The sequence below is a fragment of the Mycobacterium sp. NGS54 genome (assembly GCF_059812465.1).
The window spans coordinates 143,651-167,629 of the sequence record NZ_JCALCS010000007.1 but is presented as its reverse complement, the minus strand read 5'-3'; the positions used below and the strand labels follow the sequence as shown (position 1 = coordinate 167,629).

Genomic DNA, 23,979 nt, shown 5'->3' with positions numbered 1-23,979 from the left:
ATTACAGGTATTGCCCGGTGCCCGAACCCGGGCCGTGACCCGACCTGATGCCCGGGGGAAGCGCGCCCTGGCGCATCTGCTCCAGTTGGGCGCGCGCGGCCATCTGTTGAGCGAACAGCGCGGTCTGGATGCCGTGGAACAGCCCTTCCAGCCACCCGACCAGCTGCGCCTGGGCGATGCGCAACTCGGCGTCCGACGGCGCGGAGTCCTCGTTGAACGGCAGGGTGAGCCGATCGAGCTCCTCCCGCAGTTCCGGCGCCAGGCCGTCTTCGAGCTCGCGGATGCTCGTCGCGTGGATGTCGCGCAGCCGGTTGCGGCTGGCCTCGTCCAGCGGCGCGGCGCGCACCTCCTCGAGCAGTTGCTTGATCATCGTGCCGATCCGCATCACCTTGGCGGGCTGTTCGACCAGGTCGGTCAGGGAGCGCTCGTCCGAGTCGTCATCGGTGTCGCGGAGCGCCATGATCCGCGGGTCGACGCCGCCGATCACCTCGATGCCGTCGGCGTCCGGGCCGTCGTTGCCGTCGCTGCCGGTAGTCAATCCATTCACCATCCTCTTGTGCGTCTAAGGGTGCGGCGCCGCGGCGTCGTCGCGCCACTCGTAGATTCGAGCCCCGCCATTGTCGTAGATCATCGTCCACGACTTCGACCTATCCAGAGACACTAGCCCTTCGGGCGTGGTGAACCCTCTGACGTTGGGCGAGCTGGTCAGGATGTACCTGATGTTGAGCGCTTTGATCGCCTCGACGACCTTCGGGTCGGAATCGCCCTTACGCGCGGAGATCCAGAAGATGTAGCGGTAGTAGCCCGGACCGGTCTGCTGCGGGAAGTCGTAGTGGGTCCACAACGGGTGCAGGTCGGCCACCGCGTACATCCACGCGGTGCCGTCGACGTTGGAGTTGCCGATCAGGGTGTCGCGGGCCCCCGGCTGCTTGGCCAGGTAGGCCATCGCCATCAGGTCGCGCTGGTCGATGATCACCGAGTCGTACTTGTCGCCGAACAGCACCAGGTGTCTATACAGGTATTGCCGGCCGGCGACCAGGACCGCCGCCACCAGCAGGACCACCGTGGCCGCGGTCCAGACCGGGTTGGGCAACCGCTTGTACTGGTCGGTGAGCCGCTTGGCCAGGGCGACAGCCCCCACGACGATCGCGAAGAGCGCGATCCCCGCCATAGGCGTCACCAGCATCGTCACCACCGCCGACAGCCGGCGCGGATCGTTGTAGAAGAACTGGCTGAACTCCTCGATGGCGCGGCCGAGGGGATTGCGAAACGGTGCGCCGGAGTAGATGGTCGCCACGGTCAGCACCACCCAGACGGCGGGCGGCCACCAGATCCGCTTGTACAGCAGGATGCCCATGCCGATGGCCGCCAGCACGACGAGGCTGTACTGGGTCGGGAAGTCGTTGAGGTGGCGGGTGTGCAGCAGCAGCGCGTCGATGACCCCCTGCTTCACGCTCTTGAAGCTGGGGAACGCGTGCCCGGCGATGATGTCGGCCTGCCGCAGCACGCCGATGAATTGCGGCGCCAGGATCGCGGCGGTGGGCACGGCCACGCCGGCCAGGGTCAGCATGTCGGTGAGGCGCCCGCGCACTGGGTGCCACAGCGCGTCCAGGAGCCACCAGGCCAGCAGGAAAAGGATGACGATGAACCCTCCGGTCAGGTGCACCGACAGGACGCCGACCAGCGCCAGCACGGCCGCCGGGATGCGGTCGCGGTGCCGCAGCGTCGAGGCGATCAGCACGAACGTCGGGATCGCGACGCCGTAGGCGGCCAGGTTGGGCATCGCCGCGACGCCGAACTCGACATAGGGCACCGACGTGAACGACGCCGACAGCGCGGCGGCGGTGGCGGACACGCTCGCCGCGCGCCATTGGCTGCTGACGGGGCGCAGCAGGAACCAGGTGAGGGTGGCCGCGCTGGACGGAAACAGCCAGACCGACGCGGCCAACGAGTTCAGGGTGTAGCCGGTGGTGGGCGCCGCGCCGGTGAGCTGGCAGTAGACGGCCGTCAGGGCGTGGAACACCGACGGGTAGTACAGCGGTTGGTGGGTCTCGACGTTGCGGAGCTCGCCCATGTGGGTCGACGACGCCTGGCCGGTGTCGAGCATGAACCGCACCTCGTTGGCGTGCCAGACCGCGTCCCAGGTGCTCGGGATGGACTGCCAGTGCGTGAGGCCGCGATAGCCCGCCCACATGATCAGCGCCGCGCCCAGCAGCACACCCGCGGCCACCGTCACCGCGGGCCAGCGACTGACCCCGCGCGATTCCGCCTCGGTGTCGCGGTAACGGGCGAGCGCGAGCTGCAAGCCCGTCGCCACCACGCACACCACCGCCAGAGCGGCGAGCGCGGTCCAGCCGTTCCACGGGATCCCGAGCGCACCGAGGGGGATAATCGCCAGCGCCACAACGCCGTACGTCAGCGCAGGGCCAACCGCGATGGCCACCGGCCACGTCAGCTGGGTGATGCGCGCGACGATCACACCCGGTGCGATCAGCAAGAACAGTGCGATCAGCGTTCCGGTCCAAAGGCCCACTGGACTAGTATGGCTGCCCGGGTGACTCGGCTCGCCAAGCCACCATCCGGCTTGGATTGCCGAAGGGGCACCCGCTACCGTCACAATTTTCGCGAAATTGCGGAAGCCTTAAGGTGGCTGTCATGGCTTACGACGTCGCCCGGGTGCGCGGACTGCATCCGTCGCTGGGTGACGGTTGGGTGCACTTCGACGCGCCGGTCGGCATGCTCATCCCGGATTCGGTGGCGACGACGGTGTCGACGGCGTTTCGCCGGTCCGGCACTACCACCGTCGGGGCGCACCCGTCGGCGCGGCGCAGCGCCGCCGTGCTGGAGGCCGCGCGCGCGGCCGTCGCCGACCTGTTCAACGCCGACCCGGCGGGCGTCGTGCTGGGCGCCGATCGCGCGATCCTGTTGTCCTCGCTGGCCGAGGCGTCGTCGTCACGGGCCGGGCTGGGCTACGAGGTGATCGTCAGCCGGCTCGACGACGAGGCCAACATCGCCCCGTGGCTGCGCGCGGCGCACCGCTACGGCGCCAAGGTGAAATGGGCCGAGATCGACATCGAGACCGGCGAGCTGCCGACGTGGCAGTGGGAGAGCCTGATCGGGAAATCGACGCGGCTGGTGGCCGTCGCGTCGGCGTCGGCGACGCTGGGCACCGTCACCGATCTGCGGGCGATGACCAAGCTGGTGCATGAGGTGGGCGGGCTGGTGGTGGTCGACCACTCCGCGGCCGCGCCGTACCGATTGCTCGACGTCAAGGAGACTGACGCGGACATCGTGGCGGTGAACGCGCTGGCGTGGGGCGGTCCCCCGATCGGCGCGATGGTGTTTCGCGAACCCGCGCTGATCAACTCGTTCAGCGCGGTGTCCTCCGATCCACAGGCCGCCGGCCCGGCGCGCCTCGAGGTCGGTGCTCATCAGTTCGGCCTGCTGGGCGGGTTGGTCGCCAGCATCGAGTACCTCGCGTCGCTCGACGAGTCGGCCCGTGGCAGCCGGCGCGAACGCCTGTCGGTGTCGACGCAGTCGGCCACCGCGTATCTGAACCGGGTCTTCGACTACCTGATGGTGTCATTGCGGTCGCTGCCGCTGGTGATGGTGATCGGCCGCCCCGAGGCGCGGATACCGGTGGTCAGCTTCGCCCTGCAGGACGTGCCCGCTGAACGCGTGGTCCAGCGCCTGGCGGACAACGGCATTCTCGCCATCACGAACGAGAGCTCCCGCGCGCTGGACGTGCTGGGTGTCAACGACGTGGGCGGCGCCGTCACCGTCGGTTTGGCGCATTACTCGACGACGGCCGAGGTCGACCAGTTGGTGCGCGCGCTCGCATCGCTGGGCTGACTCTCTCGTCGCGAGCCTAACCACACTGCGAAAATTCAGACCCGAAATCGCAGCCAGGTTAGGTTCGCGAGCCACGGCTAGACGGTCAGCACGATCTTTCCGGTCACCTTGCCGGCCACCAAGTCTTGATGCGCCTCACCGGCCCGCTGGATGGGCATGCGCGCGCCGATGATCGGCCGCACCCGGCCCTCGGCGATCATCGGCCACACCGACCCCGTCACCGCCTGCACGATCTCGGTCTTGCTGTTCGGTCCGGTCACCGGGCGGGCCCGCAGCGTGGTGCCGATCACCCGCGCCCGCTTCATCAACAGCTTGGCGATGTTGAGCTCGCCCTTGATCCCGCCCTGCATGCCGATGATGACCAGCTGCCCGTCGGTGGCCAGGGCGTCGATGTTGCGGTCCAGGTACGCGGCGCCCATGATGTCGAAAATCACGTCGGCACCGCCGTTTTCCTGCAGGCGCGCCACGAAGTCCTCGTCGCGGTAGTTGACGGTGATCTCGGCGCCCAGCTCGCGGCAGAACTCCAGCTTCTCCGCCGACCCGGCGGTGACGGCCACCCGGGCGCCCAGCGCACGGGCGACCTGGATCGCGTGGCTGCCGATGCCGCTGGCCCCGCCGTGCATCAGCAGCAGCTGCCCCTTGCCCAGGTGCGCGACCATCACCAGGTTGGACCACACCGTGCACGCCACCTCCGGCAGGCCGGCGGCGTCCACCAGGTCCACCCCGTCGGGGATGGGCATCACCTGGCCGGCGGGCACCGCGACGTATTCGGCGTAGCCGCCGCCGGCCAGCAGCGCGCAAACCTCTTGTCCGACAGACCAATCCGTGACGCCCTCGCCCGCATCGGCGACGACTCCGGACACCTCCATGCCGATGATTTCGCTGGCGCCCGGCGGCGGCGGGTACTTACCGGCGGCCTGCAGCACGTCGGCGCGGTTGACGCCGGCCGCGGCGACCTTGATCAGCACCTCGCCCGGGCCGGCGGCGACGTCGGGCACGTCTTGCCAGGACAGTTGGTCGGGAGATTCGGCGACGATCGCGCGCATGACGGCCACGCTACTGGGCACCGTTACCCTTATCAGCGGTGGCGTGGCAGAGCGGCCTAATGCACTCGCCTTGAAAGCGAGAGACGGCTAAAACCGTCCGGGGGTTCAAATCCCTCCGCCACCGCCCGTCAGTGCAGGGTCGGTGCGTAGCGCAGCACGGCGCCGACGCCGTCGGCCGGGGAGATCCTTTCGTCGGTGCGCACCAGTGCCGCCCCGACCGACACCGCGAACATCGGCAGCGCCTCGTCGGCGCGCAGGGTTTTGTCGGGAGCGGCGCCCTGCTCGGACAGCACGTTCTCGTTGGGTGCGACCGTCGTCAGGCCCTCGTCGGCGACGACGGTGGCGTCCCCGACTTCCCCGACGATCAATGTCTCGACCGCGCCCTGGCGCAGCGCGGAGCAGACGGGGCCCAATCCCTCGGCGGCCAGCCCGGATTCGCGGCCGATCTCGGCGCCGAAGCGCTGCGCGGCGGCATCGATCGCACGCAGCTGACGGTCGACGAGTTCCTCCTCGATCGCCTGCTCGATCTCGCCGAAGTCGTGACCGCTGTGCCGCGCGCCGACCTCGAGCGCGACCACCCGGTCGCGCAACCGTTCCGGCAGCGTCGCGAGAAGGTCCGAGCGCGACCGCACCTCGCCGACGACGAAGATCACCTCGATACCCTTGTCGTCGACGAGTTCGCCGACGCGGTCGGCGACCGCGCGCATGTTCTTGCGGGCGGCCTCCTCGGTGCGCAGCTGCGGGTCGCCGTAACCCGCGGTTTCTGCACCGGCGGCCTTGTGTACCGGGTGGCCACCGCCGTCGACGGTCTCCGAATGCAGCGCGCCCCCGATCTGGGTGGTGATGTCGGCGCCGCTGTGGTCGACGACGACGAGCACGTAGTCCGGATGATCGAAGCTCTGCTCGAGAATCGGGACGAGGTAAGGCAATTCGGATACCCGCACGATCGTCGTCACCGCGGGCCGCGCCAAATGCTCGTTGATCACCACGCCGTCGGCGCTGGCGACCACCGCGCGCCCGCTGCGACCGATCGGCGGACGCAGGTCCATGACGGCGGCTTCGATGTCCTCGATGAGGGGTTGGCCGGCGCCCTTCCGCTCGAGGTCCTCGCGCACCGCCCGCCACTTGAGTTCGAGTTGGGCCTCGGCGTCGTGGGTGTCGTGCGAGTCCTCGAAGTAGACCGAGGCAAACGGCCCCGGTGCGTTCAGCAGCTTGCGGAAGCGTCCAGAATCCATGCGTAGTTGGTTGCCCCGGCCGCCCAGGAGGCAAACCCTAGTAGCTCCGATCGCCCTCGCTGTCGTCGAAGAAGCGCCATTCGCCGTCGTGCTCGACCTCCATGCGCCAGCCGAGTTCGTTGCCCTCGACTTGGTTGTCGGCGAACCACGCGTGCGCCTTGTCGGCGCTTTCGATGTCCTCGGTGGCGACGACGTCGCCCTTCGGGTTGAGCACTCGATATGTAGCCATGCGTGGCAGTGTTCCCACCGCCGCGCGCCCTCAACCGGTGCGAATCTCGGCGGCGATGGTGTCCATCAGGGCGGTGTAACGGCGGGCTTCCGGGTCGCGGCCGGGCTTGCCGCTGCTGATCACCCCGGCGGCCATGTCGCGCTCCGGGTCGGCCCAGACGGCGATGTTGGTGAGGCCGAGGTGACCGAACGCGGCCGTCGCGCCCCGGCCGAACGGCCCGAACCGCTTGGTTCCCAGGATGAATCCGGTGCCCCACCGGGCCGGCATCAGGCCGATCGCGAAATCGGGTCGTAGGCGCCGGCATTCGGCGGCCGCGCCACGCAGCGTTTCCGGGCTCATCACCCGCACGCCGTCGAGTTCGCCTCCGCGGCGCCAGATTTCGGCGAACCGGGACAGCTCGTCGGCGGTCGAAATGGTGTTGGACGACGGGACGATCGTGGTGAGGAACAGCGGGGTGTTCGTGTACGGGATGATCTCGTGCACGGTTCCGCCGATCGCCTTGCGGAAGATCTGCGCCACCACCGGCGGCAGGGTGCGGCCGGTGGGGTGACTGGGCGCGACCAGCGGAACGTCTTGATTGGCGACGCCGAAGTTGGTCCACCGGAAGCCCAGCGGGTCGAGGATCTCGGCGGCGAGGATCTCGCGGATCTCCTTGCCGGTGGCCGCGTAGATGATCTCGCGCATCAGCGGGCCCCACGTCAGCGCGTGATACATGTGCACCAGCCCGGGGCGGTAGAGGGGCCTCAGTTCGCCGAGCTTCTGTTGCGCGTACTCGTGGTCGTCGGCGCGTTTGACGTCCGGCCGCGGCCCGGTGGGGAAGGGCAGGCCGGCGCTGTGGGTCATCACGTGCCGAATCGTGATGCGGTCCTTACCGTGGCTGGTGAAGGCCGGCAGGTATTCGCAGACCCGGTCGTCCAGCGAGAAGACGCCGCGCTCGGCGAGCATGTGCACGACGGTCGCGGTGATGCCCTTGGCCGCCGAGTACACGCAGTACGGCGTGTCGGTGGTGACGGGAATCTTCTCGGCGTCGGGCGGATCGGTGGGCGCGTTGCCCCAGCCGTGGCCGATCGCGCGGTTGAGCACGACGCGCCCGTGCTGGCGGATGCACACCTGGATCGCCGGGTGCATGCCGCCCGCATACCAGTGCCGCGCGGCCCGCCAGATCCGTTCGACGGCCGCGCTGTCGATCTCGGAGTGGTCCTCCGCGCCGACGGCCGTCACGGAGTCCAGGTCGGCCGGGAGGCGGATCTTTCCGTCGGGTGTCACTTCAGCGAGAGTAGCCAAGCGCGCGCTACTCCCCGGTGAACTGCGGCGGACGCTTGGCGAACGTCGCGGAAATGCCCTCGGTCAGGTCCTTCGACGGCAGGAACGCCGCGTTCCACGTCGCGACGTAGCGCAGGTTCTCCGACACGGCTGACGTGCGTTGCTGGTCCAGGACGTCCTTGACGCCGTAGACGGCCAGCGGGGGATTGGCGGCGATCTCGGCGGCCGTCGCGTGCGCGGCCGCCAGCGTCGCGTCGGCGTCGGCGAACACGTCGTTGACCAACCCGATCTTCTCGGCGCGGGTCGCGTCGATGTCCCGGCCCGTCAGCGCCAGTTCGCGCAGATGGCCGTCGTTCAGGATCAGCGGCAGCCGGGCCAGGCTGCCCATGTCCGCGACGATCGCCAGCTTGACCTCCCGGACCGAGAACTTGGCGTCGGCGCTGGCGTAGCGGATGTCGACCGCGGAGATCAGGTCGACGCCGCCGCCGATGCACCAGCCCTGGACCGAGGCGATGGTCGGGGTGCGGCAGTCGGCGACCGCGTTGATCGCCTTCTGCATCCGCAGGATCTCCGCGTGAAATTCGGTGCGGGGGCGGGCCTGCGCTCCCTCGGCCATCAGCGGGGCGAACATGCCGCCCATCGCGGGCACGTCCAGGCCGTAGCTGAAGTTCTTGCCCGATCCGGTGATGACGATGGCCCGCACGTCGCGATCGGCGTCGAGCCCCGCGAACACCTCCGGCATCTCCGACCAGAACGCCGGGCCCATGGCGTTGCCCTTGCCCGGCCCGATCAGCGTCACCTGGGCGACGTGGTCTTTGGTTTCGATGGTGACGGATTCGTATGTTTCGCCCATAGCGAGACCGTAGCGTGGCAAATATGGCTCCTGACTTGCGACCCGGACCTCATTCCCCACCCACCGACGAGCTGCACAGCGCCGAGGACACGCTGGGCGTGCTGCAGCGCGTCCTGCACCCCATCGCGACCGACGACCTGACCCGGCGCACGCCGTGCCGGGAGTTCGACGTAACGGGGCTGACCGAGCACCTGCTGACCTCGATCAAGGGGCTCGGGGGCATGGTGGGCGCGGACATTCCCGAGCGCGACGAGGGCGATTCGGTGGAGCGGCAGGTCGTCGCCGCGGCGCGCCCCGCCCTGGACGCGTGGCATCGCCACGGCCTCGACGGCACCGTGCCGTTCGGGAAGGGCGAGATGCCGGCCAGGGGCGCGTGCGGCATCCTGTCGCTCGAATTCCTGGTCCACGCATGGGATTACGCCAGGGCGGTGGGGCACGACGTCGACGCCCCGGAGCCGTTGGCCGAATACGTGCTGGGGCTCGCGCACCAGATCATCCGCCCGGAGCAACGCACCCGCGCCGGGTTCGACGAGCCGGTCGACGTGCCCGCCGACGCCGGGGCCCTCGAGCAGCTGATCGCGTTTACGGGCCGCAACCCGGCGCGGTAGCTACACCCGCTCGAGGTAGAAGTAGTAGTACCGGCCGCCGTCCAGCACGCGTTTGCCGTTCATGATGCCCATCACGGCGTCGTCGTCGATCTTTTTGAAGTGGTCGTGCACGGGCTGGCCGTCGTAGACCATGGTCGCGGTGACTTCGCCGCGGAACTCCTCCAGCCACAGGCTGGCCTCGCCCTTGCCCATCTCCTTGTTGGAGAACTTGTTCCCGTCGGCGTCCAGGCACACCAACGGTTGCACGTCGGCGGCCGACTTGAAGGTCTTGCCGAACCAGCCCGCCTTCTCCAGCTGGCCGTTCATCTTGTGGCCGGTGACGAACTCGCCGCCCTTCCACTCGCCCAGCATCTCGTCGATGGTCGCCGGGGGCAGGGTCGCCCAGAATTCGTCGAGCTCGGCATCGGCGATGTCGCCGGTGCGTTCCTTGAACTCGGTGAACTTCTTGCGGGCCAGGCTCATTGGCTCTCCTTGATCCAGTCGCGGGCAAACCGTAGCAGCGCGTCGTTTTCCTCCGGCGCCCCGATGCTGACCCGCACGCCGTCCGGTGCGAACGGGCGGACCACGATGCGTGCCTCGGCGGCCCGAGCCACGAAGTCCTGGGTGCGCGTGCCGAGGGGCAGCCAGACGAAGTTGGCCTGCGACGGTGGCAGGGCGAACCCGGCGTCGCGGAGGCCGGCGCTGACGCGGGCGCGCTCGGCGACCACGGCGTCGGTGCGGGCGAGTAGCTCGTCGGCGGCGTCCAGCGAGGCGATGGCGGCGGCCTGCGAAATGCTCGTCACCGCGAACGGCACATAGACCTGGTCCAGCGCGGTGATCAGGTCGGGGTGCCCGATGGCGTAGCCGACGCGCAGACCCGCCAGCCCGTAGGCCTTCGAAAAGGTCCGCAGCACAACGACATTACTGCGGGTGCGGGCCAGCTGCAGGCTGTCGGGCAGCATGCCTTCGCGGATGTACTCGACGTAGGCCTCGTCGATGGCGATCAGGATGTGCGGCGGGACGGCCTCGACAAAACGGGCCAGCGCGTCCGGGTCGACGACCGTCGACGTCGGGTTGTTGGGGTTGCACACGAAGATCAGCCGGGTGCGCTCGGTCACCGCGGCGAGCATCGCGTACAGATCGAAGGTGTGGTCGGTCAGGGGCACCTTGACGGCGACCGCGCCGGCCACCTGAGTCATGGGCGGGTAAAGCTCGAAGCTGTGCCACCCCATCACCACCTCGTCGCCCGCGGCGGCGGTGATCTGGATGGCCTGCTGGCACAGACTCACCGAACCGCAGCTCACCGCGACCTGCTCGGGCGCGAAATCCGTGGAGCTCGCCGAGCTGAGGTGCTTGGCCAGTGCCGCCTTGAGCGCAAGGTTGGCGCTGTCGGGATAGCGGTGAATGCGGTCGGTGGCCCGTTCGATCGCCGCGCGGACGCTCGGTAGCGGGCCGTGCACCGTCTCGTTGCTGGCCAGTTTGATCGAACCCGGCACCGTCTTGCCGGGAACGTAGACGGGAAGTGCCGCCAGCTCGGGGCGCAGGCGGGCGGTCACTTCGACAGCATATGTCGGCGCTGTGTACGCTATGCCTCCGGCGGTTCGGGGACGGCTGAAGGGGTTCGGGTACCCTCAGGAAGTCCGATGGAGGCGTGCCAGAGCGGCCGAATGGGGCTCACTGCTAATGAGTTGTCCCCCTCAAAGGGGACCGGAGGTTCAAATCCTCTCGCCTCCGCCACGCGTGACAACTGAAGACAGGCGCCCGTAGCTCAACGGATAGAGCATCTGACTACGGATCAGAAGGTTAGGGGTTCGAATCCCTTCGGGCGCGCAATACGGAATGTTGGTTCACCTTCGATTTGGGAGAATCAGCCTTTGCGCGCTCTCGACTTCTCCGATGGCCTCACCGTCACGCGCATGTCACAAGATCCATCGAACTCGTGTGGGCGGAGTTATCCACCAGGCGTGGCGACTTGTCGCAACGCTGCACTGGCGGAACGCAATGCCTCGTCTCGCAGGTGGGCGTAGATAGCGCAGTGACCAAGGCCTCGGCATGGTCAGTCCGCTCGGCGGTCACAGCCAGGCGGACCCCGCGAAGATGCAGTGCCGGGCATCGTGCAATCGACCCCCACGTCGGGCGCACTGGGAAATGGAGTACCGTCGCGGCACTCTTGGACCAAGGCAACCAGCGGAAAGGGACACGTGCTCGGCGGGATCGGCCCGCCGATCCGTTGGTAGGGGTTTGAATCGGATTATGAGTGGGTACGTGGCTACCGCTATTTCTACGGGGTGATCTGAAGGAACGGGGCGGGGGCATGTCATATGTGAGCGCGGCGCTGGCGATGATGGACGCGGCTGCAACGGATCTGGCGAGTATCGGTTCGGCGATCAGAGCAGCCGATGCGGCTGCGGCGGCCCAGACGACGGGTGCGTTGGCGCCAGCCGCCGATGAGGTGTCGGAGGGCATCGCGGCCTTGTTCAGCTCGCACGCCCAGGCCTTTCAGGCGCTAAGCGCTCGGGCGGCCACGTTCCATCAGCAGTTTGTGCAGCTCATCGATAGCGCCTCGACGCAGTATGCCAGCGCCGAGGCTGCCAACGCGTCACCGATGCAGCAGGCGCTCAACGCGGTGAATGCGCCTGCCCAGACGACGTTTGGGCGCCCGCTGATCGGCAACGGCGCCAATGGGGCCCCGGGCACCGGGCAGGACGGCGGGGCCGGCGGGATCTTGTTCGGCAACGGCGGCAACGGTGGGTCCGGCGCGGCCGGTCAGGCCGGTGGTGCCGGCGGGAGCGCCGGGCTGATCGGCAATGGCGGCATCGGCGGGGCCGGCGGCATCGGCGGGGCCGGCGGGGCCGGTGGTGCCGGCGGCCTGCTGCTCGGCAGCGGCGGCAATGGCGGCGCCGGTAGCGGTGCGGCCGGTGGTATCGGCGGTAGCGCGTTCGTGTTCGGCAGTGGCGGTAGCGGCGGGACCGGCACGTCCGGCGGCGCCGCCGGCCATGCCGGGGTGCTCGCCGGCAACGGTGGCAATGCAAGTGTGGCTGGGCAGGCCGGTGCGAACGGCGGGCTACTGTTCGGCAACGGAGGCAGCGCGGTCGACGGTGCCGGTGGCAACGCAATCGCGTTGGGCAACGGCGGGAACGGCCTAACCGCCGGCCACGCTGGGCTGCTCGCCGGCAACGGTGGCAATGCGTTTGGGGATGGGCAGGCCGGCGCGAACGGCGGGCTGTTGTTCGGCAACGGAGGCGACGGCGGTGCCAGCCTTGTCCCCGGCGGGACCGGCGGTAGGGGTGGCGACGCCGGGCTGATCGGTAACGGGGGCAACGGCGGCGCCGGCGGCTTGGGCGGTGTCGGCGGTGACGGCGGCAACGCCGTCCTTATCGGCAACGGCGGTAACGGCGGGAGCGCGGTCGGGGGTACCGGCGGTAAAGGCGGTGCTGGTGGGCTGCTGTCCGGCACCCAAGGCAAGCCTGGGTCGTAGTGTACCCAGCGGGCCCTAGCTCGCACCGAAATCAACGCCAAGGCGCTACCCGCATGGATTCGTTGACCTGATATGCGCTGTCGGGTCGTCGCCCAGGTTGGGCCGCGGTCGACGTGTGCCGCGTTGGCGGGGGAACCTCGACGGTCCCGGCGGCATCTCGGTGTAGCCGAACCGTTCAGACGAAGTTGGTTGTGGCCGCGAGTATTCGGCGATAATGTCCGGCTCATGATCACGAGCAGTTTTGTGCAAACAATCGGTGGCAGTGCGGGTGGCCGCGTTGGTGGTGGCGCGGGTGGACGCGTCGGCGGTGGCGCCGGCGGTCGCCTCGGCGGTGGCGCGGGTGGCCGTGTGGCCGGTGGCGGCGCGGGTGGCCGCCTCGGTGGCGGCGCCGGCGGTCGCTAAACCCTAAATCTTTCCGATCCGGGGCGGGCGTGTGCGGCCCATCCCGGATTCGAGTTTGCGGTAGGGCGGCTCGGTCAGACGATCGGGCTGGGTGGCGCTTCGTGGTCGGTCGAGCCGACCAGGTCCAGTTGCATCCATGCGACGTCGTGCCAGCGGCCGTGCTTCCATTCCACGCGCCGGTACAGCCCGGCCTCCTCGAACCCGAAGGATCGATGGAAGCCGTTGCTGGCCTCGTTGGGTTGGGTGATGCCGGCGAAGGCCTGCCGATAGCCGCGCTCGGCGAGCCGGTGCAGTAGCCGCGTGTAGAGCGCGCGGCCGCCGCCGGTGCGGTGATGGTCTGGGTGCACGTAGAGCCCGGTCTCGGTCGACCATCGGTGGGTCGGCATGCGATTGAGCGCGTGCCCGTACGCGAAGCCGATGACCCGATCGTCGCGTTCGAGGACGAGCCATTCGTGGGCCGCGGTGATCCGCGCGGCCATCTCGGCTACGGCCGGGACTTCGAGTTCCCAGCTGATCGCCGTCTCCAGCACGTACGGGCGGTAAATCGCAACGCACGCGCCCGCGTCCTGAGCGGACGCCGGACGCACGATTGATTGCATGCCAGCAGTCTTCCATCGTCAAAGCCGCAGGGCGGCTTCGGCTTTAAACCGGCGACCAGTCGTCCCAGGACTCGGCGAAGTCGAGAGTCGTCCGCGGGATCTGGGCGGTGGCGATGATCTCGCGGAAGTGGTCCTGCCACCCCCACCACATGCCGATGTGAAAGACGTACTGGTACCAGCTGAGCTGGTAGCCGTCGGGGATGGCCTCGCCCTTGTTCTCGGGTGAGAACACCGCGACCGCCAACAGGCCGATCGCCGTCGACGCGGGCAGCTGGATCTTCCCGGTTCGCCAGATCTGCACTCCCGCCGGGCGCGGCCCGTGCGGGGTCAGCTCGAAACCCTCGGGCAGTTCGTCGTCGTGGCCGTGGCTCCAGCGGTGCACGCCGTACAGGACGTCGGCGATGTCGGGGCGGCCGTCGGGCATGTCCGACTTCACCGCGATAGGGAAGCGGCTCTGTTCGAAGTCGATGCCCGGCGCCGCCATCACCTGAAAGATGTCCAGCGCGTCCCGGATCGTGCGTTTGAATCGGGTCGCGACGCCCTGCTGCGGGTAGCGCTTCTTCGAGGTCCCGTCGACGGCGTTGCAGGCGTGCAGCATCGCTGTGTCCCACTCGCGGTGTTCCCAGTGGTCGAGCGAGCGCCTGACGGAATCCCCGACGTCCACGCTTGGAGGCTAACCGCCGAGCCCGCGAGGTGTCCTGGTTATGGGCGCGGTTGGAACGGCAGCCGGCGCGGCGGGATGGTCACGGTCTGGGTGACCGTGCTGGTTTCGGTGCTCGGGGACACGGTGACCGTGCTCGGCGGGACCGTCGTCGTCGGGGTGTCGGTGCTCGGGGCGCCCGTGTCGGTGCTCGGGGTTCCCGTGTCCGTGCTCGGCGGCGGGGCGGTCTCGGTGACGGTCTGGGTCGGTGCGCCGCCTCCGCCCCCGTGGTGACGGGGGGGCTCCGTGGTGGTGGTCACCGCTGGAGCGCTCGTGGTCGCCGGAGCGGGTGTGGTCGTGGCGGTGGGGGCCGGCGACGGCGATCCGGCGACCAGCTTGACCACCGCGTACGCCGCGAGGCCGAGCAAGATCGCACCGGTCGCACCGGCCGCGACCAGCGCCGCCGGGCGGCGAAACCAGGGGGTCGGGGGCTCGGGCGGCTGGGACGCCGGCTCGTCGTAGTAACCGCCGTAGGCGGCCTGGGTCGGCTCGGAGTAGAAGTCGGGGTTCTCGGGGTAGGGCGGCACGAAGGGAGATGTTAGTGCGTCAGGATTCGCCGCCGATAAGCGTCAGCGCCCGCTCGAAAAGGTGCACCGTGGCGGCGTGGAGTTGGTCGCCGACCTCCTTTTCGGCCTTGCCCGCGCAGGCGCGCGCCAGCGTGCCCTCGATGACGATGCCGAGCTTGAAGCACGCCAGCACCGTGTACCAGGTGATGTTCGACAGGTCGCGGGTGGTGTTGGCGGCGTATCGCTGGAACAGGTCGTCGGTGCTGGCCAGCCCGTCCTGACCGCCCAGGGCGTGGCTGAACACGCTGGACCCGTCGGGCTGGCGCCAGGTCGCCAGCAACCAGCCCAGGTCGAGCAGCGGGTCACCGATCGTGCACATCTCCCAGTCCACGATGGCGACCACCTCGGGGCCGGTACGGGAAAACATGACGTTGGCGGCGTGGTAGTCGCCGTGCATGATGCCGGGGCTCCAGCTCGTCGGTCGGCGGCGCTCCAGCCAGGTGGACACTTCCGCGATCCCCGGGATGTCGGGCCCGGGGTAGCCGTCGTACTCGCGGTAGGAGTCCAGTTCGGAAAGCCAGCGCGGCACCTGACGTTCGAGGAAGCCGTCCGGCTTGCCGAAGTCGGCGAGGCCGACGGCGACGTGGTCGACGGCGCCGAGCCTCGCCAGGGCGTCGGCCATCGACAGGCCCATGCCGAACCGCACGCTCGCGTCACCGGCGTGCAAGGGCGGCAGTCCCTCGCCGGCGTTGAACCCGTCGACCGGCTCCATCAAGTAGAAGACGGCGTCGCCGAGCACGCTGGTGTCGTCGCAGGTGGCGATCAGGTGCGGGTGCGGCACGTCGGAGCCGGCCAGCGCCGCAAGGACTTTCGTCTCGCGCAGGATCACGCTGTTGCTGCGCGGGCGCAGGTGCCGCGGTCCACGCCGCAGCACGTAGGGGCGACCGGCCCGGGTGAATCGCAGCATGACGTTCTGGGTTCCGCCGGTGACGTTGGTGACGTCCTCGAGCGGACCCTCGCCGAGCCCCTGCTCGGACATCCATGCCGCCACGGCATCGAGGGCCCCGACGTTGGTGGGCTCCACGTTCAGCCCCTGGGCCGCGGGGTGTAGCGAACGGTCTGGGCCCAGATCATGCCGTCGCGGAACACGAAGGTATCGACGCCGTCGTCGACCCGGTTGAGGCGCGAATCGGCCGTCCACTCGAGGAACAGCACGTCGCCCTCGAAGACCTGGTTCTTGAGGTCCCACGCCGCGTCGGGCAGATCATCGAGCAGCTTCGCGAAGGCCCGGCGGACGCCGTGCCTGCCGCGGGCCGCGCCGGCCGGGGTGATGAGCACGGCATCCTCGGAGTAGTCGACGACGATCTCGTCCAGGTTGCCTGCGCCGAGCGCCTGCCCGTGGTGGGCAAATATCTCCTGCGGCGTACGGGTCATGGGATGAAGCGTAGGTCACCCGCGGCTCGCGCCCGTCGCCGCCGGAGCCCTGGAACAATAGTGTGGACAACTAACGGACTTCGGGCTTGGGAGGGAAACCGCGATGCCGCGCACCGAGAATGATTCCTGGGACATCACGCAAAGCGTGGGAGCCACCGCGCTGGGCGTCGCCGCGGCGCGGGCCGCCGAGACCGCGAGCGAGAACCCGCTCATCAACGACCCGTTCGCGCGGGTGTTCGTCGACGCGGCGGGCGAGGGAATGTGGAGCATCTACGCCGACCCCAAGCTGCTGGCCAAGGCGGTCGAGCTGGAACCGGAGGTGCGGAGCCGAATCCAGCTGATGATCGACTTCATGGCCACGCGCACAGCGTTTTTCGACGAATTCTTCCTGGGCGCGGCCGACGCCGGCGTTCGCCAGGTGGTGATCCTGGCCGCCGGCCTGGACGCCCGCACCTGGCGGCTGCCGTGGCCCGACGGCACCGTGGTGTACGAGCTGGACCAGCCCAAGGTGCTGGAATTCAAATCCACGACGCTGCGCGAACACGGCGCCCAGCCGAACGCGGAGCTGGTCAACGTGGCGATCGACCTGCGCCAGGATTGGCCAAAGGCGTTGCAGGATGCGGGGTTCGACGCGTCACGGCCGGCGGTCTGGTCGGCCGAGGGCCTGGTCCGTTATCTGCCGGCGCAGGCGCAGGACCTGCTGTTCGAGCGCATCCATGCGCTCAGCGCGCCGGGCAGTTGGCTCGCTTCCAACGTGCCCGGCGCCGGCTTCACCGACCCCGACCTCGTTCGCCGTCAGCGCGAGGACATGCAGCGCCTGCGCGCCGCGGCCGCGCGGCTGGTCGACACGGAGGTCACCGACTTCGACGACCTCTGGTACGCCGAGGAGCGCACGCCCGTCGACGGGTGGCTGCGCGAGCACGGCTGGGACGTGTCGGCGGCGACCTTCGCGGAGCTGATGGCCCGCTACGACCGCAGCATTCCGCAGGGCACCGAAAACGCGATGCCGCCAACCCTGTACGTGTCGGCGCGGCGGCGAGCGGATTGAGCGCAGCGAACCCTATTGGGTCGCTGCCTGTTTCGATGCTTCGATGTCTTGCTTGATCGCCGCGATCGCGTCGACCGGTGTCAGGTCCTGGCCCTGGCTGTTCTGGCCGAGCTGCGGCCAGCCCGCGCCGCCGGGCCCCCGCAGTTGGTCCCAGATGTCGCGGACCTTGCTCAGCAGCTCGGCTTGTTCGTCGTCGGTGAGCGCCATCAACCATCCTCCGTTCGTACCGATGCCGCACGCGGCGGCAAATTCTTCCGCTGTCAGCCCGTCTGCGGAGTTCATGTCGCAAATGCCAAAGGGGGGACACCCCTGCGGCAGGTTGGGGCTGAAGCCCGTGCCGTCGGTGTACTGGTGCGCGACTTGACCCGGCAGGTTCGGGTTGGAGCCATAGCCGGCGCCGATGACCCGCAGGCCCGCGGGCCGCGTCCGCCACATGTTGGAGAAGTCATAAGCGTTGGCGTATCCGATGATCCGCGCGGGTGAGCCGGCGTAGTCGGCCAGGTTCCAGTACAGGCTGTTGATCCAGCTCGAGCCGTCGCCGGGCGGGTTGCCGCCCGCTTCGACGTCGAGCATGAGCGCGACCCGTGGGTGCATTCCGCCGGCGGCATCGATCATCGAGCGCACGGTGTCGGCGTTGTCCAGCCAGTTGGGCCGCACGTAGGTGTACACGATCCCGAACGTCAGGCGTCCGCTGTCCAACGCCCCGCGCAGCCATGCGTAGTTGGCCGCGAAGTTGTGATCTCGATAGGTGCCGTCGCAGACGCGGATGGAAAGCACCCGGTACGGATAGGAATCGTCCACGGGCACTTGGAATTCCGAGACGTCCGCGAACAGGGTGTCGGTCACGGCGCCGCGCCTCGGGAGCTCCGCCGAGAGCAACCCATTTCAATCCCCCTTCACCGCAACCCCGCTCGCCATGCTACCCATCGCGGTAACCTCGCGGTTATGGCTGATCGGCCGGCCCGGGTGAGCGACGTGCATCGGATCGCCGCGTCGATGCCACACGTCAAGCGCATGGAAGGCCCTAAGGGCAACCCCATCTATCAGGTGGGCGGAAAGTCGTTCGTGTTCTTCCGCACTCCGCAGCCCGACGCGACGGACCCGGACACCGGCGAACGCTACGGCGACGTGATCATGCTCTGGGTGGAGTCGGAAAGCGACAAGCTCGCGCTCGTCCAGGATCCCGCGTCGCCGTTCTTCACGACCAGCCATTTCGACGGGCATCCCTCGGTCCTCGTGCGGGCCGGCCGACTGGCGGAGATCACGACGACGGAACTGGCCGAGCTGATCCAGGACGCGTGGCTTTCACGTGCGTCGAGGAAGCGGGCGGAGGCCTGGCTCGCGGCGCATTCGCAGTAACTGGCCCCGAAAGCGGCACTGGGGGCCACGTTTAGACATGGGTGCAACGGGTAACGCTAGGCGCACGAGAAATTTTCTCGAACAAAATGGAGGTCACCATGGGTGGTCGCGGAGTGATCGGCGCGGTTGTCCTGATCTGGCTGCTCATCGGGGTTTTCGCGGCGTTTCAGCGCGACTACTTCAAGGGCGGCGCAACGAATTGTGTCACTGCGGGAAACATCGCACTGACGGTAATCGCCGGTCCCCTGAATTACGCGGGCGTGAATCCGAAAGTCAAGGATTGCCATGTCCCGCAGCCAAGTTCAATGCCCAGTGGTCTAGCAGTGGTCTAGAAGTGGCCAAGACCCCTCACAAAAGGAAGTTGTCATGATCATCCTCGGCATAGTGCTACTCATTCTCGGATTTGTGTTCAGCCTCCCGCTGCTATGGGAGATCGGCATCGTCGTGCTCGTCATCGGCGCAGTGTTGTGGATCCTCGGGTCCGTCGGCCGGCCGGTCGCGGGCAGGCGGTATTGGTACTAACCATCCACCGGGATGCCGGATCGCGTGACTGCTCGCCAGTCACGCGATCTTTTCACAGGCCACACAAAGGAACGGCATAGCGTCGGCTCAGTCGGGCGCGGATACTGGAAGCTGTGACGCAGTCCCGAGCCTCGGTCGAGCGGGTTGTCATGTGCCGTGCGGACGGCAACCCGATCAATGTGCTCGTCGTCGACGACGAAGCGGTGTTGGCCGAAATGGTGTCCATGGCCCTGCGATACGAGGGCTGGACGATCTCCACCGCGGGCGACGGATCGTCGGCCATCGCGGCGGCCCGGGCCCAGCGGCCCGACGTGGTCGTCCTCGACGTGATGCTCCCCGACATGAGCGGCCTGGACGTGCTGCACAAACTGCGCGAGGACAATCCGCAGCTGCCGGTACTGCTGCTGACGGCCAAGGACGCGGTGGAAGACCGCATCGCCGGCCTGACCGCGGGCGGCGACGACTATGTGACCAAACCCTTCAGCATCGAAGAGGTGGTACTGCGGCTGCGGGCGCTTCTTCGTCGCACCGGGGTGACCACCGTCGACAGCGGGGCGCAACTGGTGGTCGGCGACTTGGTGCTGGACGAGGACAGCCACGAGGTGAGCCGCGCGGGCGAACCAATCTCGTTGACCTCCACCGAGTTCGAGCTGTTGCGGTTCATGATGCGCAACTCCAAGCGGGTGCTGAGCAAGGCCCAGATCCTGGACCGGGTGTGGAGTTACGACTTCGGTGGGCGATCGAACATCGTCGAGCTCTACATTTCCTACCTGCGCAAGAAGATCGACAACGGTCGTGAACCCATGATCCACACGCTGCGCGGCGCGGGCTATGTCCTCAAGCCGGCCCGCTAGGACGCGGCGGGTCTGGTCACTTCGGCTCCGGCTGCTGGTCGGCCAGATCGTCATGCTCGCCGTGGTTTGCATCGGCATCACCGCGGCGACCGAACTGGCGCTACTGCACCACCTCGTCGCACAACTCGACGGGCAGCTCGCCGGAACTTCCTACCGCTCGGCGCTGATGTACCCCGAACCGAAACGCCCGGGCTGGCGCCACGAGTCGCACTTCTATCCGCGACCGGGCCCCGGCCCGCGGTTCCTGGATGCCCCGGGCCAGCCGGCCGGCATGGTCGCCGCGGTGATCACCGACGGCAAGATCGTCGACGCGGGATACCTGACGAGCGACGGCGCCCGGGCCGCATTGACCCCGGCCGCGCAGACGCAACTGGAGCACATCGCCGGCAGCCGCAGGGCGGTGACGCTCGACCTCGACGGACTCGGTCGATACCGCGTGGTGGCCGCCCCGAGCCGCAGCGGCGGGGACGTCATCGTCACCGGCCTGTCGATGTCGAACATCGACGCCACCATGATCCGGATGCTGGTCATCCTCGGGATCGTCACGGTGATCGCGCTGGTCGCCGCGACCACCGCCGGCGTCGTCATCATCCGGCGGGCGCTGGCCCCGCTGCGCCGCGTCGCGCAAACCGCGAGCGAGGTGGTCGAGCTCCCGTTGGACCGCGGCGAGGTCGAGTTGCCGGTGCGGGTGGCCGAGTCCGACGCGAACCCCGCCACCGAGGTGGGCCAGCTCGGCTCGGCGCTGAACCGGATGCTCGATCACATCGCGGCCGCGCTGTCGGCGCGGCAGGCCAGCGAGACCCGGGTGCGCCAGTTCGTCGCCGACGCCAGCCACGAACTGCGCACGCCGCTGGCCGCGATCCGGGGGTACACCGAGCTCACCCAGCGCATGGGAGACGACCGCGAGGCCGTCGCGCACGCCATGAGCCGGGTGGCTTCCGAGACCGAGCGGATCACCCGCCTCGTCGAGGACCTGCTGTTGCTCGCGCGCCTGGACTCCGGGCGGCCGCTGGAGCGGCAACCGGTGGACCTGTCGCGCCTGGCGGTCGACGCCGTCAGCGACGCGCACGTCGCCGGGCCGGAGCACCAGTGGGAGCTGGACCTGCCCGAGGAGCCGGTGGTCGTCACCGGTGACGCGGCGCGCCTGCAGCAGGTGCTGACGAACCTGCTGGCCAACGCGCGCGTGCACACCGCGCCCGGCACCGTCGTGACGACGCGGTTGAGCAGCGAGCCGGCGCAGACCGTGCTGCAGGTCATCGACAACGGCCCCGGCATCCCGGCGGGGCTGCAGTCCGAGGTGTTCGAGCGGTTCGCCCGCGGCGATTCCTCGCGCTCGCGCAAAGGCGGCAGCACGGGGCTGGGCTTGGCGATCGTCTCCGCTGTCGTCAAGGCGCACAACGGGACCATCACGGTCGACAGCGCACCCGGTCACACCGAGTTCACGGTGCGGTTGCCACTCAACGGGTGGCAACCGCCCGCATCACTGAGTTAGGAGCAAGTCACGTCGATTTCGAACGGCTTGTTCACCGGTTGCATCGGGTTGGCCATGTCTACCCCGGTGGCGGTGCCGGTGACCTTGTAGGTGTTGCCGTTCTTGGTCGCCGAGGCGTTGCCCTGGCCGGAGCCCTGCGCGTACGCGAGCGTCACGCCGTTGACGTTGCCGAGTCCGACGGACTTCACCGTGTTGTCACCGGCGAGCACGACGGAGATGCCGGTCGCCGCACCACCGACCGCGATGGTCGTGTTGCCGCCGACCGTCGTGCACACGACGGAGCCGGTCACGTTCTGGTTCTTGCCGTCGATGGTCACCGTCGGCGCAGCCGCGCCGCTTCCCGGGGTGGCAACCGCAACCGACGTGCCGTTCGCACTACCGCTCGTGCTCGACTTGTTGCTCGAACACCCGGAAATGCCCGCGGCCAAAATCGCCGCACCGGCCACCGCGACAGTCAGTCCACGCTTCACCTGTTCTCCTTTGCCCGATCGTTGCGGCTCTCCACATTAAGAACCGTCAAGGCAGTATGCGGGTTTGCCGATCCGCAGAAAAGAGGTTGGCCGAAATTGTTTCGCTCCGGTTAACCCGCCAGCTCCGCCCGCGTCCTTCCTCCGGAGGGCGCATTGATGGCACTGTGTTGCCGTGGACCACAAGCCCCCGGCCGCCGTCATCGAGTCGGCCCATCGCAAACACGCCCTGCCATTCGCGGACACGAGGGACTTCGAGAGCGCCGATCGCGGCTTCATCGCGGCCCTGTCCCCGTGCGTCATCAAGGCGGCCGACGGCCGCGTGGTGTGGGACAACGACGCCTACTCCTTCCTCGGGGGTGACGCGCCGACGTCCGTGCACCCGAGCCTGTGGCGCCAGTCGACCCTGGCCGCCAAGCAGGGCCTCTACGAGGTGGTGCCGGGCATCTACCAGGTCCGCGGCCTGGACATCTCGAACATCACCTTCGTCGAGGGCGACACCGGCGTCATCGTCATCGACCCGCTGATCTCCACCGAGGTCGCGGCGGCGGCGCTGGCGCTGTATCGCACCCACCGCGGCGGGGATCGCCCCGTCATCGCGGTGATCTACACCCACAGCCACGTCGATCACTTCGGCGGCGTGCTGGGTGTCACCACGCAGGCAGCCGTGGACAGCGGCGCGGTGGCGGTGCTGGCGCCGGAGGGCTTCACCGCGCACGCCGTTCAGGAGAACGTCTATGCGGGCCCGGCGATGACCCGCCGCGCGACCTATATGTACGGCTCCATGCTGGAGCGCGGACCGCGGGGCCACGTGGGTTGCGGGCTGGGTCAGGCCGCGTCCACCGGCGAGATCGGCATCATCGTGCCGACCCTCGACATCCGCGAGACCGGCGAGAAGCACACCATCGACGGCGTGGAGATCGAGTTCCAGATGGCGCCCGGCACCGAGGCGCCGGCCGAAATGCACTTCTATTTCCCGCGGCTCCGCGCGCTGTGCATGGCCGAGAACGCCACCCACAACCTGCACAACCTGTTAACCCTGCGCGGCGCGCTGGTGCGTGACCCGCACGCCTGGTCGGGCTACCTCACCGAGGCCATCGACACCTTCGCCGATCGCGCGGACGTCGTGTTCGCCTCCCACCACTGGCCCACCTGGGGCCGGGAGGCCATCGTCGAATTCCTTTCGCTGCAACGCGATCTGTACGCCTACCTGCACGACCAGACGCTGCGGCTGCTCAACCAGGGGCACACCGGCGTCGAGATCGCCGAGGCGTTTCGGATGCCGCCCGCTCTGGAGCGGGCGTGGCACACCCACGGGTATTACGGCTCGGTGAGCCACAACGTCAAGGCGGTCTACCAGCGCTACATGGGTTGGTTCGACGGCAATCCCGGGCGGCTGTGGCCCCATCCGCCGGAGGCGATCGCCCCCCGCTATGTCGACGCGATGGGCGGCATCGACCGGGTTGTCGAGCTCGCCCAGGCCGCTTTCGACGCCGGTGACTTCCGTTGGGCGGCAACGCTGCTCGATCACGCCATCTTCACCGACAGCGGGCACGCGGCCGCCCGCGCGCTGTACTCCGACACGCTGGAACAGCTGGCCTACGGCGCCGAGAACGCCACGTGGCGCAACTTCTTCCTGAGCGGGGCCGCCGAACTGCGCGACGGCAACTTCGGCACCGCGGCGCAAGTCGCCTCTCCGACCATGCTTTCCCAGCTGACGCCGGAGCAGATCTTCGACAGCCTCGCCATCGCCGTCAACGGCCCGCGCAGCTGGGACCTCGACATCGCCCTGGACATCAGCTTCGCCGACGCGGCCACCAACTACCGGCTCACCCTGCGCAACGGCGTGCTCGTGTATCGCCGAGTCGCGGCCGACCCGGCGACGGCGACCGTTACGGTCAAGGCGGACAGCAAGTTACGGTTACTGGCCGCGGCGACGGGCGATTTCTCCTCGCCCGGGCTGGACGTCTCGGGGGACCAGTCGGCGCTGCAGGCCTTCCTCGGTGCGCTTGACCGGCCCGACCCGGCCTTCAACATCGTCACGCCGTAGCCC

The 23,979-nt window shown here is 68.6% G+C and carries 26 protein-coding genes, 3 tRNA genes and 1 pseudogene; 14 read left to right on the top strand and 16 right to left on the bottom strand.

The features are described 5' to 3' along the window. Position 1: 1 nt before the first annotated feature. Together AC5Y5E_RS23010 and AC5Y5E_RS23005 are read right to left on the bottom strand one after the other, a co-directional pair. Complete coding sequence (locus AC5Y5E_RS23010) at positions 2–550, bottom strand: bacterial proteasome activator family protein (RefSeq protein WP_499905282.1); 549 nt, start codon at positions 548–550, stop codon at positions 2–4. 12 nt (positions 551–562) lie between these two features. Beyond that, complete coding sequence (locus AC5Y5E_RS23005; protein WP_499905280.1) at positions 563–2,533, bottom strand: DUF6541 family protein; 1,971 nt, start codon at positions 2,531–2,533, stop codon at positions 563–565. Positions 2,534–2,655: 122 nt separating this feature from the next. Here AC5Y5E_RS23005 and AC5Y5E_RS23000 point away from each other — a divergent pair, with 122 nt between their 5' ends. After that, on the top strand, positions 2,656–3,852 hold the full coding sequence (locus tag AC5Y5E_RS23000; RefSeq protein ID WP_499905279.1) for a cysteine desulfurase-like protein: 1,197 nt from the start codon (positions 2,656–2,658) through the stop codon (positions 3,850–3,852). A gap of 77 nt (positions 3,853–3,929) precedes the next feature. Here the strand turns inward: AC5Y5E_RS23000 and AC5Y5E_RS22995 are convergent, their stop codons facing one another. Continuing rightward, positions 3,930–4,898, bottom strand: a complete 969-nt coding sequence (locus tag AC5Y5E_RS22995; RefSeq protein WP_499905278.1) for an NAD(P)H-quinone oxidoreductase — start codon at positions 4,896–4,898, stop codon at positions 3,930–3,932. A 37-nt stretch (positions 4,899–4,935) separates the two neighbouring features. Between AC5Y5E_RS22995 and AC5Y5E_RS22990 the strand changes: the two genes are divergently transcribed. Then, positions 4,936–5,022 (top strand) — tRNA-Ser (locus tag AC5Y5E_RS22990). A 4-nt stretch (positions 5,023–5,026) separates the two neighbouring features. Here the strand turns inward: AC5Y5E_RS22990 and AC5Y5E_RS22985 are convergent. The 4 genes from AC5Y5E_RS22985 to AC5Y5E_RS22970 are packed head-to-tail and all read right to left on the bottom strand — an operon-like array spanning position 5,027 to position 8,478. Beyond that, a complete protein-coding gene (locus AC5Y5E_RS22985) occupies positions 5,027–6,133 on the bottom strand; it encodes an Rv2629 family ribosome hibernation factor (RefSeq protein ID WP_499905276.1) in 1,107 nt (368 codons plus the stop codon). A gap of 37 nt (positions 6,134–6,170) precedes the next feature. Beyond that, positions 6,171–6,362 carry a hypothetical protein gene (locus tag AC5Y5E_RS22980; RefSeq protein WP_499905274.1) on the bottom strand — a complete coding sequence of 64 codons (192 nt, stop codon included), beginning with the start codon at positions 6,360–6,362 and terminating at the stop codon, positions 6,171–6,173. Positions 6,363–6,392: 30 nt separating this feature from the next. Then, positions 6,393–7,628, bottom strand: a complete 1,236-nt coding sequence (lipE, locus tag AC5Y5E_RS22975; protein WP_499905273.1) for a lipase LipE — start codon at positions 7,626–7,628, stop codon at positions 6,393–6,395. 25 nt (positions 7,629–7,653) lie between these two features. Continuing rightward, positions 7,654–8,478 carry a crotonase/enoyl-CoA hydratase family protein gene (locus tag AC5Y5E_RS22970; RefSeq protein WP_499905271.1) on the bottom strand — a complete coding sequence of 275 codons (825 nt, stop codon included), beginning with the start codon at positions 8,476–8,478 and terminating at the stop codon, positions 7,654–7,656. 23 nt (positions 8,479–8,501) lie between these two features. On the opposite strand from AC5Y5E_RS22970, the gene AC5Y5E_RS22965 reads away from it, so the two are divergent. Continuing rightward, positions 8,502–9,086 (top strand): TIGR03086 family metal-binding protein, encoded by a 585-nt coding sequence (locus AC5Y5E_RS22965; protein WP_499905270.1) that lies wholly within the window; start codon positions 8,502–8,504, stop codon positions 9,084–9,086. On the opposite strand, the gene AC5Y5E_RS22960 is transcribed toward AC5Y5E_RS22965, so the two are convergent. Both AC5Y5E_RS22960 and hisC read right to left on the bottom strand, forming a co-directional pair. Then, positions 9,087–9,548: a DUF4334 domain-containing protein gene (locus tag AC5Y5E_RS22960; protein ID WP_499905268.1), complete on the bottom strand. Its 462-nt coding sequence runs from the start codon at positions 9,546–9,548 to the stop codon at positions 9,087–9,089. Beyond that, positions 9,545–10,621, bottom strand: a complete 1,077-nt coding sequence (gene hisC, locus AC5Y5E_RS22955; RefSeq protein ID WP_499905267.1) for a histidinol-phosphate transaminase — start codon at positions 10,619–10,621, stop codon at positions 9,545–9,547. Before hisC ends, AC5Y5E_RS22960 begins: the two co-directional genes overlap by 4 nt. A gap of 89 nt (positions 10,622–10,710) precedes the next feature. Here hisC and AC5Y5E_RS22950 point away from each other — a divergent pair. From AC5Y5E_RS22950 to AC5Y5E_RS22935, 4 genes and pseudogenes are all read left to right on the top strand, one after another. Continuing rightward, positions 10,711–10,802 (top strand) — tRNA-Ser (locus AC5Y5E_RS22950). Between the two features lie 20 nt (positions 10,803–10,822). Further along, positions 10,823–10,895 (top strand) — tRNA-Arg (locus AC5Y5E_RS22945). Positions 10,896–11,379: 484 nt separating this feature from the next. Next, a pseudogene (locus AC5Y5E_RS22940) lies at positions 11,380–12,540 on the top strand (PE family protein); the annotation flags it as partial. 259 nt (positions 12,541–12,799) lie between these two features. After that, the gene (locus tag AC5Y5E_RS22935) at positions 12,800–12,952 is read left to right on the top strand and encodes a hypothetical protein (RefSeq protein ID WP_499905266.1); all 153 of its coding nucleotides are present in this window, start codon (positions 12,800–12,802) and stop codon (positions 12,950–12,952) included. A gap of 67 nt (positions 12,953–13,019) precedes the next feature. Here the strand turns inward: AC5Y5E_RS22935 and AC5Y5E_RS22930 are convergent, their stop codons facing one another. Genes AC5Y5E_RS22930 through AC5Y5E_RS22910 form a run of 5 tightly spaced genes read right to left on the bottom strand, consistent with a single transcriptional unit; the run spans position 13,020 to position 16,184 of the window. Then, positions 13,020–13,544, bottom strand: coding sequence for a GNAT family N-acetyltransferase (locus AC5Y5E_RS22930; protein WP_499905264.1), 525 nt, complete (start codon positions 13,542–13,544; stop codon positions 13,020–13,022). Between the two features lie 43 nt (positions 13,545–13,587). Further along, the gene (locus AC5Y5E_RS22925) at positions 13,588–14,208 is read right to left on the bottom strand and encodes an Rv1289 family protein (protein ID WP_499905263.1); all 621 of its coding nucleotides are present in this window, start codon (positions 14,206–14,208) and stop codon (positions 13,588–13,590) included. A gap of 38 nt (positions 14,209–14,246) precedes the next feature. Further along, positions 14,247–14,771 (bottom strand): hypothetical protein, encoded by a 525-nt coding sequence (locus AC5Y5E_RS22920; protein ID WP_499905262.1) that lies wholly within the window; start codon positions 14,769–14,771, stop codon positions 14,247–14,249. Positions 14,772–14,790: 19 nt separating this feature from the next. Then, positions 14,791–15,789: a phosphotransferase family protein gene (locus AC5Y5E_RS22915; RefSeq protein WP_499905725.1), complete on the bottom strand. Its 999-nt coding sequence runs from the start codon at positions 15,787–15,789 to the stop codon at positions 14,791–14,793. A 47-nt stretch (positions 15,790–15,836) separates the two neighbouring features. Next, a complete protein-coding gene (locus tag AC5Y5E_RS22910; RefSeq protein ID WP_499905260.1) occupies positions 15,837–16,184 on the bottom strand; it encodes a nuclear transport factor 2 family protein in 348 nt (115 codons plus the stop codon). 103 nt (positions 16,185–16,287) lie between these two features. Between AC5Y5E_RS22910 and AC5Y5E_RS22905 the strand changes: the two genes are divergently transcribed. After that, on the top strand, positions 16,288–17,232 hold the full coding sequence (locus AC5Y5E_RS22905) for a class I SAM-dependent methyltransferase (protein ID WP_499905259.1): 945 nt from the start codon (positions 16,288–16,290) through the stop codon (positions 17,230–17,232). Positions 17,233–17,244: 12 nt separating this feature from the next. Here the strand turns inward: AC5Y5E_RS22905 and AC5Y5E_RS22900 are convergent, their stop codons facing one another. Beyond that, positions 17,245–18,078 (bottom strand): hypothetical protein, encoded by an 834-nt coding sequence (locus tag AC5Y5E_RS22900; protein ID WP_499905258.1) that lies wholly within the window; start codon positions 18,076–18,078, stop codon positions 17,245–17,247. Between the two features lie 99 nt (positions 18,079–18,177). Here AC5Y5E_RS22900 and AC5Y5E_RS22895 point away from each other — a divergent pair, with 99 nt between their 5' ends. The 5 genes from AC5Y5E_RS22895 to AC5Y5E_RS22875 all read left to right on the top strand — a co-directional run bounded on the left by AC5Y5E_RS22895 (position 18,178) and on the right by AC5Y5E_RS22875 (position 21,459). After that, on the top strand, positions 18,178–18,591 hold the full coding sequence (locus AC5Y5E_RS22895; protein ID WP_499905257.1) for an MmcQ/YjbR family DNA-binding protein: 414 nt from the start codon (positions 18,178–18,180) through the stop codon (positions 18,589–18,591). An 86-nt stretch (positions 18,592–18,677) separates the two neighbouring features. Continuing rightward, complete coding sequence (locus AC5Y5E_RS22890; protein ID WP_499878123.1) at positions 18,678–18,923, top strand: hypothetical protein; 246 nt, start codon at positions 18,678–18,680, stop codon at positions 18,921–18,923. Between the two features lie 34 nt (positions 18,924–18,957). Next, positions 18,958–19,113 (top strand): hypothetical protein, encoded by a 156-nt coding sequence (locus AC5Y5E_RS22885; protein WP_499878122.1) that lies wholly within the window; start codon positions 18,958–18,960, stop codon positions 19,111–19,113. A 149-nt stretch (positions 19,114–19,262) separates the two neighbouring features. Next, positions 19,263–19,967: a two-component system response regulator TcrX gene (tcrX, locus tag AC5Y5E_RS22880; RefSeq protein ID WP_499878882.1), complete on the top strand. Its 705-nt coding sequence runs from the start codon at positions 19,263–19,265 to the stop codon at positions 19,965–19,967. After that, on the top strand, positions 19,945–21,459 hold the full coding sequence (locus AC5Y5E_RS22875; RefSeq protein ID WP_499905255.1) for a sensor histidine kinase: 1,515 nt from the start codon (positions 19,945–19,947) through the stop codon (positions 21,457–21,459). The genes tcrX and AC5Y5E_RS22875 overlap by 23 nt, the downstream gene beginning before the upstream one ends. On the opposite strand, the gene AC5Y5E_RS22870 is transcribed toward AC5Y5E_RS22875, so the two are convergent. Next, positions 21,456–21,929, bottom strand: coding sequence for a lipoprotein LpqH (locus tag AC5Y5E_RS22870; protein ID WP_499905253.1), 474 nt, complete (start codon positions 21,927–21,929; stop codon positions 21,456–21,458). The genes AC5Y5E_RS22875 and AC5Y5E_RS22870 overlap by 4 nt on opposite strands. A gap of 172 nt (positions 21,930–22,101) precedes the next feature. On the opposite strand from AC5Y5E_RS22870, the gene AC5Y5E_RS22865 reads away from it, so the two are divergent. Then, positions 22,102–23,976, top strand: coding sequence for an alkyl/aryl-sulfatase (locus AC5Y5E_RS22865; RefSeq protein ID WP_499905251.1), 1,875 nt, complete (start codon positions 22,102–22,104; stop codon positions 23,974–23,976). Positions 23,977–23,979 lie beyond the last annotated feature (3 nt).

Excerpts from the sequence above, each read along its gene's own strand:
- AC5Y5E_RS23010 (WP_499905282.1), bottom strand. The coding sequence starts at position 550 with ATGGTGAATGGATTGACTACCGGCAGCGACGGCAACGACGGCCCGGAC.
- AC5Y5E_RS23000 (WP_499905279.1), top strand. The coding sequence starts at position 2,656 with ATGGCTTACGACGTCGCCCGGGTGCGCGGACTGCATCCGTCGCTGGGT.
- AC5Y5E_RS22995 (WP_499905278.1), bottom strand. The coding sequence starts at position 4,898 with ATGCGCGCGATCGTCGCCGAATCTCCCGACCAACTGTCCTGGCAAGAC.
- AC5Y5E_RS22985 (WP_499905276.1), bottom strand. The coding sequence starts at position 6,133 with ATGGATTCTGGACGCTTCCGCAAGCTGCTGAACGCACCGGGGCCGTTT.
- AC5Y5E_RS22980 (WP_499905274.1), bottom strand. The coding sequence starts at position 6,362 with ATGGCTACATATCGAGTGCTCAACCCGAAGGGCGACGTCGTCGCCACC.
- AC5Y5E_RS22970 (WP_499905271.1), bottom strand. The coding sequence starts at position 8,478 with ATGGGCGAAACATACGAATCCGTCACCATCGAAACCAAAGACCACGTC.
- AC5Y5E_RS22965 (WP_499905270.1), top strand. The coding sequence starts at position 8,502 with ATGGCTCCTGACTTGCGACCCGGACCTCATTCCCCACCCACCGACGAG.
- AC5Y5E_RS22960 (WP_499905268.1), bottom strand. The coding sequence starts at position 9,548 with ATGAGCCTGGCCCGCAAGAAGTTCACCGAGTTCAAGGAACGCACCGGC.
- AC5Y5E_RS22930 (WP_499905264.1), bottom strand. The coding sequence starts at position 13,544 with ATGCAATCAATCGTGCGTCCGGCGTCCGCTCAGGACGCGGGCGCGTGC.
- AC5Y5E_RS22915 (WP_499905725.1), bottom strand. The coding sequence starts at position 15,789 with ATGTCCGAGCAGGGGCTCGGCGAGGGTCCGCTCGAGGACGTCACCAAC.
- AC5Y5E_RS22910 (WP_499905260.1), bottom strand. The coding sequence starts at position 16,184 with ATGACCCGTACGCCGCAGGAGATATTTGCCCACCACGGGCAGGCGCTC.
- AC5Y5E_RS22905 (WP_499905259.1), top strand. The coding sequence starts at position 16,288 with ATGCCGCGCACCGAGAATGATTCCTGGGACATCACGCAAAGCGTGGGA.
- AC5Y5E_RS22895 (WP_499905257.1), top strand. The coding sequence starts at position 18,178 with ATGGCTGATCGGCCGGCCCGGGTGAGCGACGTGCATCGGATCGCCGCG.
- AC5Y5E_RS22890 (WP_499878123.1), top strand. The coding sequence starts at position 18,678 with ATGGAGGTCACCATGGGTGGTCGCGGAGTGATCGGCGCGGTTGTCCTG.
- AC5Y5E_RS22885 (WP_499878122.1), top strand. The coding sequence starts at position 18,958 with ATGATCATCCTCGGCATAGTGCTACTCATTCTCGGATTTGTGTTCAGC.
- tcrX (WP_499878882.1), top strand. The coding sequence starts at position 19,263 with ATGTGCCGTGCGGACGGCAACCCGATCAATGTGCTCGTCGTCGACGAC.
- AC5Y5E_RS22875 (WP_499905255.1), top strand. The coding sequence starts at position 19,945 with ATGTCCTCAAGCCGGCCCGCTAGGACGCGGCGGGTCTGGTCACTTCGG.